9 protein-coding genes are annotated in these 12817 nt (G+C 58.0%); 6 read left to right on the forward strand and 3 right to left on the reverse strand.

Features of this window, described 5'->3' with window-relative positions:
- Position 1 precedes the first annotated feature (1 nt).
- A complete protein-coding gene (locus ACR0JR_RS07025; protein ID WP_480455575.1) occupies positions 2–3043 on the forward strand; it encodes an efflux RND transporter permease subunit in 3042 nt (1013 codons plus the stop codon).
- Here ACR0JR_RS07025 and ACR0JR_RS07030 read toward each other — a convergent pair whose 3' ends face one another.
- Both ACR0JR_RS07030 and carB read right to left on the reverse strand, forming a co-directional pair.
- A complete protein-coding gene (locus tag ACR0JR_RS07030) occupies positions 3044–3454 on the reverse strand; it encodes a VOC family protein (protein WP_480455576.1) in 411 nt (136 codons plus the stop codon).
- Between the two features lie 102 nt (positions 3455–3556).
- Positions 3557–6901, reverse strand: coding sequence for a carbamoyl-phosphate synthase large subunit (gene carB, locus ACR0JR_RS07035; RefSeq protein ID WP_480455577.1), 3345 nt, complete (start codon positions 6899–6901; stop codon positions 3557–3559).
- A 177-nt stretch (positions 6902–7078) separates the two neighbouring features.
- Between carB and ACR0JR_RS07040 the strand changes: the two genes are divergently transcribed.
- The 4 genes from ACR0JR_RS07040 (at position 7079) to aspS (ending at position 11331) form a co-directional block, all read left to right on the forward strand.
- Entirely contained in the window at positions 7079–8206 is a 1128-nt protein-coding gene (locus tag ACR0JR_RS07040; RefSeq protein ID WP_480455809.1) for an aminodeoxychorismate synthase component I, read from the forward strand.
- On the forward strand, positions 8161–8808 hold the full coding sequence (locus ACR0JR_RS07045; RefSeq protein WP_480455578.1) for an aminotransferase class IV family protein: 648 nt from the start codon (positions 8161–8163) through the stop codon (positions 8806–8808). Before ACR0JR_RS07040 ends, ACR0JR_RS07045 begins: the two co-directional genes overlap by 46 nt.
- Positions 8805–9476 carry a CPBP family intramembrane glutamic endopeptidase gene (locus ACR0JR_RS07050; RefSeq protein ID WP_480455579.1) on the forward strand — a complete coding sequence of 224 codons (672 nt, stop codon included), beginning with the start codon at positions 8805–8807 and terminating at the stop codon, positions 9474–9476. Before ACR0JR_RS07045 ends, ACR0JR_RS07050 begins: the two co-directional genes overlap by 4 nt.
- A gap of 79 nt (positions 9477–9555) precedes the next feature.
- On the forward strand, positions 9556–11331 hold the full coding sequence (gene aspS / locus ACR0JR_RS07055) for an aspartate--tRNA ligase (RefSeq protein WP_480455580.1): 1776 nt from the start codon (positions 9556–9558) through the stop codon (positions 11329–11331).
- Positions 11332–11559: 228 nt separating this feature from the next.
- Here the strand turns inward: aspS and ACR0JR_RS07060 are convergent, their stop codons facing one another.
- Positions 11560–12276 carry a response regulator gene (locus tag ACR0JR_RS07060; protein WP_480455581.1) on the reverse strand — a complete coding sequence of 239 codons (717 nt, stop codon included), beginning with the start codon at positions 12274–12276 and terminating at the stop codon, positions 11560–11562.
- Between the two features lie 135 nt (positions 12277–12411).
- On the opposite strand from ACR0JR_RS07060, the gene mce reads away from it, so the two are divergent.
- Positions 12412–12816, forward strand: coding sequence for a methylmalonyl-CoA epimerase (gene mce, locus ACR0JR_RS07065; protein WP_010441821.1), 405 nt, complete (start codon positions 12412–12414; stop codon positions 12814–12816).
- Position 12817 lies beyond the last annotated feature (1 nt).

Here is a 12817-nt window from a genome sequence, read left to right on the forward strand (position 1 = left end):
CATGAGCATCGCACGCGCTTCGATCGACCGGCCACTTTATACGTGGCTGTTCATCCTGATTGCCTTGTTCGGCGGCATCTGGGGCTTCACGTCGCTGGGTCGCCTTGAAGACCCGGCTTTCACAATCAAACAGGCGGTGATCGCCACGCAATATCCCGGTGCGACTGCTGAACAGGTGGCGCTAGAGGTCTCGGAACCGCTGGAATCCGCGATACAGCAGATGGGCGAGGTGGACGTCATCACTTCGGTCAATCGGCCCGGCCAATCGCTGATCGAGGTCGAGATAAAGTCAACCTATGACGGCAGCGAATTGCCGGACATCTGGACCCGCCTACGCGCCAAGGTGCGCGATGCGGCACGCGGACTGCCCTCGGGCGTCGGTGTGCCCTATGTGAATGACGGGTTCGGGGATGTGTTTGGCCTGTTCTATGCGGTGACGGCAGATGGGTTCTCGGACGCCGAAAAGCACGAACTGGCCACCTTCCTGCGCCGCGAATTGCTGACGGTCAGCGGTGTGGCTGATGTCGAAGTGCAGGGTCTGCCGGACGAGGCGATCTTTATCGAGCCCGACCTGTCGATCTCGGTCAATCAGAACGTGCCCTTACAGGCGATCAACGAGGCCATCGCAAATGCGGATTCAGTCAACGCCTCGGGTTCATTGCGGTCGGAAGGCGATCGGACAACGATCCTGACTGCCGAAGGCTCGGACAGCGTGTCGGCCATAGCCGGGCTTTCGGTTGGTTCGCAGGGGCAGGTGATCAACCTGTTCGATATGTCCGATGTCTATCGTGGGCGGCAGAACGATCCCGATATCATGATCCGCTTCAACGGGACCGAGGCCTTCACTTTAGGTATTGCCGGGCAGGCCACCGAAAACATCGTCGAAGTTGGCCAGCGTGCAGACGCGAAACTGGCTGAGCTGAATTCCGAGATCCCCTTTGGTGTCGAAATCCTGCCCATCTATCAGCAGCATGTTGTTGTCGATGAGGCCTCGAACGCCTTCCTGCTGAACCTCGCCATGTCAGTCAGCATCGTGGTCGCTGTTCTGGGCATTTTTATGGGCTGGCGTGCGGCAATCGTCGTGGGTTCCACCCTGTTGCTGACCGTTGTGGGCACGCTGCTTTTTATGTCGATGTTCTCGATCGAGATGGAGCGCATCTCACTGGGTGCTTTGATCATCGCGATGGGAATGTTGGTCGATAATGCCATCGTTGTGGCCGAAGGGATGCAGATCTCGATGTTGCGGGGCAAAAACTCTCGTGATGCGGCAGAAGATGTGGCCTCGAAAACGCAAATCCCGCTGCTGGGCGCGACGGTGATCGGGATTATGGCCTTCGCGGGGATCGGGCTCAGCCCTGATGCGACCGGTGAGTTCCTGTTCTCGCTATTCGCCGTGATCGGCATCTCACTTTTGCTTAGCTGGGTTCTGGCGATCACAGTGACACCATTGCTCGGCCACTATTTCTTCAAGCAGGGCAAAGAGGGCGAGATTGACGCCTATGGCGGCATTCTGTTCCGCGTCTACGGAGCAGTCCTGAACTGGGCGCTGCGGTTCCGTTGGCTGGTAGTGGCAGGATTGATAGCGATCACGGTCGCTTGCTTCGCAGGGTTCGGCCTAATGAAACAGCAGTTCTTCCCCAACTCAAACACGCCGCTGTTCTTCGTACACTACAAACTGCCGCAAGGCACGCCGATTGCCCGTACGGCGGAAGATATGGCTGTGTTTGAGGATTGGTTGGCTGAACGTGATGACGTCGTCTCAGTCGCCACGTTTGTAGGGCAGGGGGCCACGCGTTTTATGCTGACCTACGCCGCTGAGAAGCCCAACCCAAGCTATGGCCACATGATCATTCGCACCGAAACGCTCGACGATATCCCCGCCTTGCAGGCAGATCTCGAAGCATTCGGCTCAGCCCAATTCCCCGAAGGAGAGTTCCGAACCAAGCGTCTGATCTTTGGCCCGGGCGGAGGTGATCCGATCCAGGCGCGGTTCTCGGGCAGTGATCCGGTTATTCTGCGCCAATTGGCCGAAGAAGCCGTGCAAAAAATGTCAGCGGCCTCCCCGAATGCGCTGCATGTGCATCACGATTGGCGCGAGCAGGAACTGGCCGTGCAGCCAATCTATGCGACAGAAAGGGCGCAAACGGCAGGTGTGTCGCGAGAAGATATTGCCGCCACGCTGCAGTTTTCGACCGATGGGATTACCGGCGGTGTTCTGCGCGAACGTGACCGCCAGATCCCGATTATCCTGCGTCGCCCGGCAGATGGAGACTATTCGATTGTCGATCAGGTGGTCTATTCCGATCAGTCGGAACGGTTCGTGCCGATTGAACAGATGGTGGATGGGTTCGACTATAAGGCGCTGAACACGTTGGTGCATCGCCGTGACCGGGTGCTGACCATCACGGTTGGCGCAGATATTCCTGCAGACATGACCGCCGCACAGGTCCATTCCGAAGTGCGCAGCGCCATTGAAGAGATGGAATTGCCCATAGGCTACAGCATGGAATGGGGCGGAGAGTTTGAAGACTCGGGCGATGCGCAGGCCAGCCTAGGGCGGCAATTGCCGCTGAGCTTGCTGATCATGGTGCTAATTTCGGTGCTGCTGTTCAACGCGATCAGGCAACCGGTCATCATCTGGCTTTTGGTCCCGATGTCCGTCAATGGAGTGGTTATCGGTCTACTTGGAACGGGTCTGCCATTCACCTTTACAGCGCTTTTGGGGCTGCTCAGCTTGTCAGGAATGCTGATCAAGAATGGCATCGTACTGGTGGAAGAGATCGATCTGGTCCGCGCGACCGGCAAAGCCCTGCGCCCCGCGATTGTCGAGGCCTCGGTCTCGCGTCTGCGCCCGGTGATGTTGGCGGCGATCACGACGATTCTGGGGATGGCGCCGCTGCTGACAGATGCGTTCTTTGTGTCGATGGCGGTCACGATCATGGGCGGTCTGGCCTTTGCCACGATCCTGACCATGGTCGCCGCACCGGTCTTCTACATGTTGTTTTTCAACCGTGAAGAAAAGCGACGCCTGGCTGCCGGCTGATCATCTGCCGGCATCCTGTTCGGGATCATAATGGTAATAAAAACAGGATAGCTTGTTGCCATCGGGATCGCGCAGATAGGCCACATAGAATCCGGGCTCGTAGTGTGGCCGGACACCCGGTTTGCCTTCATCTGTGCCGCCGTTGTCTAGACCAGTGGCATGGAAACGCCGGACCTGATCGGCACTTCGGGCGGGAAAGGCGATCATCGTGCCATTGCCGGTACTCGCGGGGGCACCATCAAAAGGTGCGCAGATCCAAAAGCCGGTCCCGCTGTCGGGATCGGTGCCCCATCCGGCCCAACCGTCGATCCATCCGGGCAGGCGCGGCTGACCAAGAACCGCGAAGATGGCATCATAAAAGCGGATGGCCCGCGGCAGATCGTTGCTTCCGTATGTGGTGTAAAGGTCCATGAGCACTCCTTCCCCGCCCATCATGTGGGCGACGGGCAAGGAGGGGAAGAAAAAAGACCCCGGCCGAGGCCGGGGTCAATTCATACATTTGGATGCAAAGGTCTATCCTTGTAGCGATTTTACCTCAACATCGCCTTCGGCCTGCGCCTTAATCGCCAGCGCAGCGGCGTAGCTGGCGGCGGCTGTGGTGTAGTATGGAATCTTGTCATACAACGCGATCGAACGGATTGAACGGCTGTCTTCTACCGCCTGTGCGCCCTCGGTCGAGTTCATGACCAACTGCACGCCGCCGTCCTTCATCAGGTCGGTCACATCCGGGCGGCCTTCGTACACTTTGTTGACCACGCCGCACGGTACGCCTTCGCCGTCCAGCCAGCTTTGTGTGCCGCGGGTCGCAACAAGCTCGAAGCCCTGCTCAACCAAAACGCGCGCCGCTTCGAGCATATCCGGACCCTTGTCTGCATCCTTGATCGAAATAAACGCACGACCCGAAGATGGCAGCACCATACCCGCCCCCATTTGCGCCTTCAGGAAAGCGCGTGGGAAGTCGCGGTCCCAGCCCATGACCTCTCCGGTTGAACGCATCTCGGGGCCGAGGATCGTATCGACGCCGGGGAAACGGGCAAAGGGCAGTACCGCCTCTTTGACCGAGAACCAGGGCATGTTCGGGTCGGCCAGAGTCATCTGGTCGGCGATCTTGGTGTCGTCTACTGTCTTGTAAGGTGGGCGTTTGGGGAAATCCGCCAGTTTTTCACCTGCCATTACGCGTGCGGCAATCGATGCAATCGCGCTGTCCGTCGCCTTAGCTACAAAGGGCACGGTACGCGAGGCGCGGGGGTTCACTTCGATCAGGTAAATCTCATCATCCTTGATCGCGAACTGGACGTTCATAAGGCCGACGACATTCAGCGCCTTGGCCAGTTTAAACGCCTGTTCTTTGATCTGCTCGATGATCTCGTCGGACAGCGAATAAGGCGGCAGAGAACAAGCCGAGTCGCCCGAGTGGACGCCAGCCTCTTCGATATGCTGCATGATGCCCGCAACGTGAACATCGGTGCCATCGCACAAGGCGTCCACGTCCAGTTCGACCGCACCGGCCAGATAGCTGTCCAACAGCACGGGGCTGTCGCCCGAGACCACCACGGCCTCGTTGATATAACGCCGCAGCTGATCCATATCGCGCACGATTTCCATCGCGCGACCACCCAGAACGTAGGACGGACGGATCACCAGCGGGAATCCGATCTCTTCGGCAATCTCCAGCGCTTGCTCATCAGTCGAAGCAATGCCGTTCTTCGGCTGTTTCAGGCCCAGATCGTTGACCAACGCCTGGAACCGCTCGCGGTCTTCGGCAAGGTCGATGGCGTCTGGAGTGGTGCCAAGGATCGGAATGCCTTCAGCTTCAAGCGCGTTGGCCAGTTTCAGTGGGGTCTGTCCGCCGAACTGAACGATCACACCGTGCAGCGTGCCGCTTTCCTGTTCTTTTGTCAGGATTTCCATGACGTGCTCGAAGGTCAACGGCTCGAAATACAGCCGGTCAGAGGTGTCATAATCGGTTGAAACCGTCTCGGGGTTGCAGTTGATCATGATGGTCTCATAGCCCGCTTCGGTCAGAGCGAAACAGGCGTGGCAGCAGCAATAATCGAACTCGATCCCCTGGCCGATCCGGTTCGGACCACCACCAAGGATGACGACCTTTTTGCGGTCGCTCGGGCGCGCCTCGCACTCAACCTCACCCATCATAGGGGCCTCGTAGGTCGAGTACATGTAGGGTGTCTGCGCTTCGAACTCAGCGGCGCAGGTGTCGATGCGTTTGAAGACTGCATTCACACCCAGATTGCGGCGGGCACGACGGACATTGTCTTCGTCGCGACCAGTCAGGTTGCCCAGTCGCGCATCAGTGAAGCCCAGCATTTTCAGTTTGCGGATACCGTCCTCGGTCACCGGCAGGCCGTCTTTACGAACCTGACGCTCGGCCTCGATAATCTCGCGGATGCGAGCCAGGAACCATGGGTCAAACTTGGTAACGCCGAAAATCTCATCATCAGTCAGGCCGTGGCGCATGGCTTGGGCAATGGTGCGCAGACGATCTGGGGTCTGCTGGCTGATAGCCTTGATTACGGCAGCTTTGTCGTCGGCTTCTTCCCAAACACCTACATTCAGGCCGGGGATTTCAATCTCATCAAAGCCGGTCAGGCCGGATTCCATCGAAGCCAGGGCCTTCTGCATTGATTCGTGGATCGTGCGGCCGATCGACATGGCCTCACCCACCGACTTCATCGCGGTGGTCAGGTAGGGCTCAGACCCAGGGAATTTCTCAAACGCGAATTTCGGGATCTTGGTGACAACATAGTCGATGGTCGGCTCGAACGACGCGGGCGTGACCTTGGTGATGTCGTTGTCCAACTCGTCCAACGTGTAGCCCACGGCCAGTTTCGCGGCGATCTTGGCAATCGGGAAACCGGTCGCTTTGGACGCCAGCGCCGAGGAGCGCGACACGCGCGGGTTCATCTCGATCACCACCATGCGGCCATCAACCGGGTTAATCGCCCATTGCACGTTCGAGCCGCCGGTCTCGACGCCGATCTCGCGCAGTACGGCAATCGAGTGATTGCGCATGATTTGATATTCTTTGTCGGTGAGCGTCAGGGCTGGGGCGACAGTGATCGAATCCCCGGTATGAACACCCATCGGGTCCACGTTTTCGATGGAACAGACGATAATGGCGTTGTCGGCGGTGTCGCGCACCACCTCCATCTCATATTCTTTCCAGCCCAGCAGGCTTTCGTCGATCAGGATCTGACCCACGGGCGAGGCATCCATGCCCGAGCGGCAAATATGGATGTAGTCCTCGCGGTTATACGCCACACCACCGCCGGTGCCGCCCAACGTGAAAGCGGGGCGAATGATGGCGGGCAGGCCCACGGTTTCAAGCGTGTCCAGCGCCAGCGCCACGCCCGCGTCGAGGTCCTTCTTGCCGTCCTCATCCTTGGGCGCGGTCACGATTTCGGCCTTGGGGTTTTCGATACCCAGCCGGTCCATTGCTTCGCGGAACAGAGCACGGTCTTCGGCCATTTCAATGGCGTCGCGTTTGGCGCCAATCATCTCGACACCGAACTCGTCCAGCACGCCCATCTCTTCCAGTGCCAACGAAGTGTTCAGGCCGGTCTGTCCACCCATTGTGGGCAGCAGCGCATCGGGGCGTTCTTTTTCGATGATCTTGGCGACAACCTCGGGCGTGATCGGCTCAATATATGTCGCATCAGCCAAACCGGGGTCGGTCATGATCGTCGCGGGGTTCGAGTTCACCAGAATGACCCGGTAGCCTTCTTCTCGCAGCGCCTTACAGGCCTGCGCACCGGAATAGTCGAATTCGCAGGCCTGACCGATGACAATGGGCCCCGCCCCGATGATCATGATCGACTGGATGTCGGTTCTTCTCGGCATGGCCTTGTTCCTTCGATTGTCCGCGAGTCAGGGCACCGCCCCAGCGCCCAAATTGTCCTGCGTTATAGGGACCGCGCGAAAAGGTGCAAGAGCTATCGGAAATGGGTTTAAAATTGCCGCTTTCCCCTCTTTCCCTCGGCGCGCTATTCTCTATACCGCGCAGCACGGCAAATGAGGATGCAATTGCGTATTCGTTTCGATCAAGGACCAGCCGGGCGCGGAACTCGTTTCGAGCGTCCAATCCGGATTATCCGCGCGGACAACGCGGAAGAGGTGCCCCAGGCTCTGGCGGCGCTTGATCAGGTGCGCGCGGATGGGGCTTGGCTGGCAGGATACGCAAGTTACGAACTTGGCTATGTGCTGGAACCACGACTCGCGGATCGATTGCCAGCAGGTCGTCGCCTGCCGTTGTTGTGTTTCGGGGTGTTTGATGAACCGGATCGCGTTGGCCTGTCACAAAATACTGGCGGTATCACCGAGTTTGAACCTCGTTGGGACGAGGCGCGCTACACCCAAGCCTTTCGGTTGGTGCATGACGCCATCGGTGCTGGGGACATCTATCAAGCTAATCTCACTTTCCCGATAGACCTTGAAGTGACCGGAGACAGCGCCGCGCTTTACGCTACGCTGGCGGCGGGCCAGCCTGTTGGTCATGGCGCATTGGTCCAGCAGGATGGCTTGCCCGACTTGCTGAGCCGATCTCCTGAACTGTTCTTCCGCACCGATGCCGAAGGTCGGATCGAAACGCGCCCGATGAAGGGCACCCAACCGCGCAGCGAAGACCCGGTCGAAGACGAACGCCGCCGCGTTTTCTTGTCATCAGACGGAAAGAACCGGGCTGAGAATCTGATGATCGTTGATCTGTTACGCAACGATATCAGCCGGGTGGCTTTGGCCGGGTCGGTAAAAGTGCCAGAGCTGTTCAAGGTCGAGACCTATGCAACCGTGCACCAGATGGTCTCGCTGGTGCAGGCGCAATTGCATGTCGGCGTCGGGTTGTCGGATATTCTGACGGCCCTCTTCCCGTGCGGCTCGATCACCGGGGCACCTAAGATCAGGGCGATGGAAATCCTGTCTGATCTTGAGCCGTGGCCCCGCGATGCCTATTGCGGCACCATTGGCTGGGCAGCACCGGATGGGCGATCTGAATTCAACGTGGCCATCCGCACTCTTATGGTTGAAGACGACAAAGCGACCCTGAACGTCGGCGGTGGGCTGGTCTGGGACAGCACTGCCCCTTCAGAATATGAGGAGGCGCTATGGAAAGCCCGCTTCGCCCACCAGCTGAGTCTGATTTCCGTCTGATCGAAACTTTGGCCTACAGGCCGGGTCAGGGGTTTGTTCGCCTCGATCGACATCTATCCCGCATGGCCCGCACAGCTGAGAAGCTGGGGATTGCGTTTGACCGAACCGCCGCGCGGATGATTCTGGACGCGAGTTCGGGTGAGATTGCATTGCGCTGCCGTTTGACCCTGGACACGGATGGTAAATTTGACCTGACAACCGGAGGACTGGCCGCCAATCCCCCCGTCTGGCGCGTGGATCTGGCCAAACAGAGGCTCTCTTCATCGGATATCTGGCTGCGCCACAAAACGACCCGCAGGGCCGTTTATGACATGGCGCGGGCAGAGCTGCCGCAGGGTGTTGACGAACTGCTGTTTCTCAACGAACGGGAGGAGCTTTGCGAAGGTACAATCACGAACCTGTTCCTGACCATGCCCGATGGAAGACAACTGACGCCTTCTCTGTATTGCGGTTTGCTCCCGGGTATTCTGCGTGAGGAATTACTGGATAATAAACAAGTTACCGAAGCTGTTCTGACCTTGACCGATCTTCAAAACGCACAATCTATCTACTTTGGAAATTCCCTGCGGGGGCTGATCCGGGCGGAGCTTGTAGCACATTGAGCAAAAACACCGAGTGGGTGGATACCCCAGCAACCAACCAACGCCTCAGGATCGAGTTCATACTATTCTATGTCGCCGTCCCGGTCCTGATCGCGACTTTGTTCCCGCCGAGCTGGATGTTTCCTTCTCTCTTTGCGTTTACCGGCCTCGGCATTTTGCTGCTGCAGGATACGCCCGGATTCTCTTGGGCCGAGCTTCGATATGGTTGGCGAAACTGGTCGTGGACGGAAGTCGTTGCATTTACCCTGTTCATGGCTGCCTTCTGTTCCGCGCTAGTATTGTGGGCACGACCAGATGCAGCCTTTGCTCTGCTGCTGTATCGCCCGGAGATGCTGATATTCATTTGGATCGGCTACCCGTTGTTGTCCGCTCTGCCGCAAGAACTGCTATTCCGCTCTCTCTTTTTCCGACGCTACCACGCGATCCTGCCCCAAGGCCGCACGGCCTATCTGCTGAACGCCGGGCTGTTTTCGCTTGCGCACCTGATGTATTGGAGCTGGGTCGTCGCGATCATGACTTTCGCCGGAGGCCTTCTGTTCACCTGGGCCTATCGCAAGCGAGGGTCATTCTTCTACGCTGTTCTTCTGCATGCAATTGCCGGCAATATTATCTTTGCGGCTGGGCTTGGTGTCTATTTCTACTCGGGCAACGTGCAAAGGCCGTTTTGACGGCGCGACCCGCCTTGACTTTCCTAGCCCAAAGGGGTGTATCGGCGCGACGAATTCTGCGCCCGAAGGGATATGATCCATGCACGCCTATCGCAGCCACACCTGCGCCGCTCTGACCGCCGCCAATGTCGGTGAAACCGTCCGCCTGTCTGGCTGGGTGCATCGGGTTCGAGACCACGGCGGTGTGCTATTCATCGACCTGCGCGACCATTTCGGTGTAACGCAGGTTCTTTGCGACGGTGATAGCGCGGCGTTTTCTGAACTGGAAAAGGTCCGTGCCGAATGGTGTATCCGCATCGACGGTACCGTCAAAGCCCGCGACGCTGATCTCGTTAACCCGAAATTGCCAACAGGTGAGATTGAGGTTTATGTGCGTGAGCTTGAGGTTCTGGGCGCGGCTGACGAACTGCCTTTGATGGTCTTCGGTGATCAGGAATACCCCGAGGAAACCCGTCTGCGCTATCGTTACCTCGACCTGCGGCGCGAGGCGATGCAGCAGAACATGACCCTGCGCTCGGACGTTGTTGCATCCATGCGCCGCCGCATGTGGGATCAGGGCTTCCGCGAGTATCAAACGCCAATCATTACGGCATCCTCACCCGAAGGCGCACGCGACTTCTTGGTGCCGTCGCGTTTGCACCCGGGCAAATTCTACGCGTTGCCGCAGGCGCCGCAGCAGTTCAAACAGCTGATCATGGTGTCGGGTTTCGACAAATATTTCCAGATCGCACCCTGCTTCCGCGACGAAGACCCGCGCGCTGACCGTTCGCCGACCGATTTTTACCAGCTTGATCTCGAGATGTCGTTTGTCGAGCAGCAGGACGTGTTCGACACCATCCAGCCCGTTCTGACCGGCGTGTTCGAAGAGTTCGGTGGTGGTCGCAAGGTCGATCAGGAGTGGCCGCAAATCTCCTACAAGGACTCGGCCCTGTGGTACGGCACCGACAAGCCCGACCTGCGGAACCCCATCAAAATGCAAGTGGTCTCAGACCACTTCCGTGGGTCTGGATTCGCGATATTCGCGAAGCTGCTAGAGCAGGACGGCACCGAAATCCGCGCCATCCCTGCGGCGAGCGGTGGCAGCCGCAAGTTCTGTGACCGTATGAACGCCTTTGCCCAGAAAGAAGGTCTGCCCGGTATGGGTTACATTTTCTGGCGGGATCAGGGCGAAGGTATGGAAGCCGCAGGTCCGCTGGCCAAGAACATCGGCCCCGAACGCACCGAGGCAATCCGTCAGCAATTGGGTCTGGGCGTCGGTGATGCGGCGTTCTTCTTGGGCGGTAAACCGAAGGCCTTTGAAAAGGTCGCTGGCAAAGCGCGGGATGTGATTGGCGAAGAGCTTGGTCTGACTGAAAAAGACCGTTTTGCCTTTGCCTGGATCGTGGACTTCCCGATCTACGAGCAGGATGAAGAAACCGGCGCCATTGATTTTGAACACAACCCGTTCTCGATGCCGCAGGGCGGAATGGAAGCTTTGCAGGGCAACCCTCTGGACGTACGTGGGTATCAGTATGATCTGGCCTGCAACGGCTACGAGTTGGTGTCGGGTGCGATCCGGAACCACAAGCCCGAGATCATGTTGAAGGCCTTTGAACTGGCAGGGTACGGCGAAGACGAAGTCAAATCCCGCTTTGGCGCTTTGTTCAACGCATTCCACTACGGCGCGCCACCGCACGGTGGCTGCGCGGCTGGTATCGACCGGATCGTGATGCTGTTGGCGAATGAGGCCAACATCCGCGAGGTGATGATGTTCCCGATGAACCAGCGCGCCGAAGACCTGATGATGGATGCACCCTCTGATCCGACATCGGATCAGCTGATGGAGTTGGGTCTAAGGATCATTCCACAGGACTAAAGCCAACCGCTCGCCGTGTGCGGGAGGTTTTGTCTTGCTGGTGGCAAAGACCCAAACACGCAGCGATGATTGCGAGTTGGTCGCGTATTAGAAGTACCTGCCACGGTTCAGTCAAACGGGCTCCCATGGTTTCGCCGCTTGCGGCGGATGTTTTTAGCGGTAAATCGTGTCCGGCGATAGAACCAAACACTCAGGATCGAGGCCGTTAAGAAGTAGGCAGTCAGCACGTCAGATTGCCTCCTGTCGTTCCAGGCGGTCTTGCACAAGGCCTGCGACTCTTGCCGTCTGTGCTGTCATCGGGGCACCTTTGGATTGCGACCGGGCAAGCTCATGCACCGCCTCTGCAAGCGTTGTGTCATTCGCATCTCGCGCAACGCTTTGCAGAAACTGCGTGGCATAGTTTAGCGTGCGTTGGTCCGTCGGCCCGGTGAGTACATCGGCGATATGGGCCATGTCGTCCTGATACGCCAACGGGTCCGGGTGAATGATATCGTCTTTGACCGTGCCGAGGTCACTGGGGCGCCGGTCTTCCGGCAAAAGCGCAAGAATAGTTTTCTGGAAATAAGCAACCGATTTGAGGGGTTTGGCCAGAAAGCCATCCGCCCCTGCACGCAGGGCAAGTGATTGGGCGTTGTCATCGCCAGACAACCCCAGAATGACGCCGATTCGGGGAACTGCATGGGTCAACTCGGCAATCAGATCTGCGCCCGAACCATCGGGAAGACCCATATCAACAATCAGGACCGAAGGTCGGTAGATCTGCAAATGCCGCCGCGCCGATTTCAGGCAATCCGCCCGCCGAATACGCGCTCCGCTGTGCAGGCACATCAAGCGTATCGCGTCGCAAGCATAGCGGCTGTCTTCGACCACTAGGATGGTTTGGCCCAGTAGTGGCCGAATTTTGGTTGGCAACTCCGGAGAAGCGAAAGGTTCCGAATCGTCCATGGCAGAACTCCTGATTAGCAGATATCTCACGCTAGGAACTTCTGGCTAATACAGGGTTAACGCGCGTTTTGGCGCACTTGCCCTTTAGCCGGACAACCCCCATAACCGCCGCAGCGCAGAATGAAGGAGAGTTCCATGATCGGTCGCCTGAACCATGTTGCCATCGCTGTTCCCGACCTCGAGGCTGCCTCGGCCCAGTATCGCAATGCGCTGGGTGCCAAGGTCGGCGCACCTCAAGATGAACCAGATCATGGGGTCACCGTGGTGTTCATCGAATTGCCCAACACCAAGATTGAACTCTTGTATCCATTGGGTGAGAACAGCCCTATCAATGGGTTTTTGGAAAAGAACCCTTCAGGTGGTATCCATCATGTCTGCTATGAGGTCGAAGACATTATCGCGGCCCGCGATCATCTGAAAGAGACAGGGGCGCGGGTTTTAGGCTCGGGTGAGCCCAAAATCGGTGCGCACGGCAAACCAGTTCTTTTCCTGCATCCAAAAGACTTCAACGGCTGCCTGGTCGAGCTGGAACAGGTTTAAC

The organism is Ruegeria sp. AA3 (assembly GCF_056542905.1).

Bases quoted from the DNA above. Each gene is read 5' to 3' on its own strand.
- ACR0JR_RS07025 (WP_480455575.1), top strand. From the start codon at position 2: ATGAGCATCGCACGCGCTTCGATCGACCGGCCACTTTATACGTGGCTG.
- ACR0JR_RS07030 (WP_480455576.1), bottom strand. From the start codon at position 3,454: ATGGACCTTTACACCACATACGGAAGCAACGATCTGCCGCGGGCCATC.
- carB (WP_480455577.1), bottom strand. From the start codon at position 6,901: ATGCCGAGAAGAACCGACATCCAGTCGATCATGATCATCGGGGCGGGG.
- ACR0JR_RS07040 (WP_480455809.1), top strand. From the start codon at position 7,079: ATGCAATTGCGTATTCGTTTCGATCAAGGACCAGCCGGGCGCGGAACT.
- ACR0JR_RS07045 (WP_480455578.1), top strand. From the start codon at position 8,161: ATGGAAAGCCCGCTTCGCCCACCAGCTGAGTCTGATTTCCGTCTGATC.
- aspS (WP_480455580.1), top strand. From the start codon at position 9,556: ATGCACGCCTATCGCAGCCACACCTGCGCCGCTCTGACCGCCGCCAAT.
- ACR0JR_RS07060 (WP_480455581.1), bottom strand. From the start codon at position 12,276: ATGGACGATTCGGAACCTTTCGCTTCTCCGGAGTTGCCAACCAAAATT.
- mce (WP_010441821.1), top strand. From the start codon at position 12,412: ATGATCGGTCGCCTGAACCATGTTGCCATCGCTGTTCCCGACCTCGAG.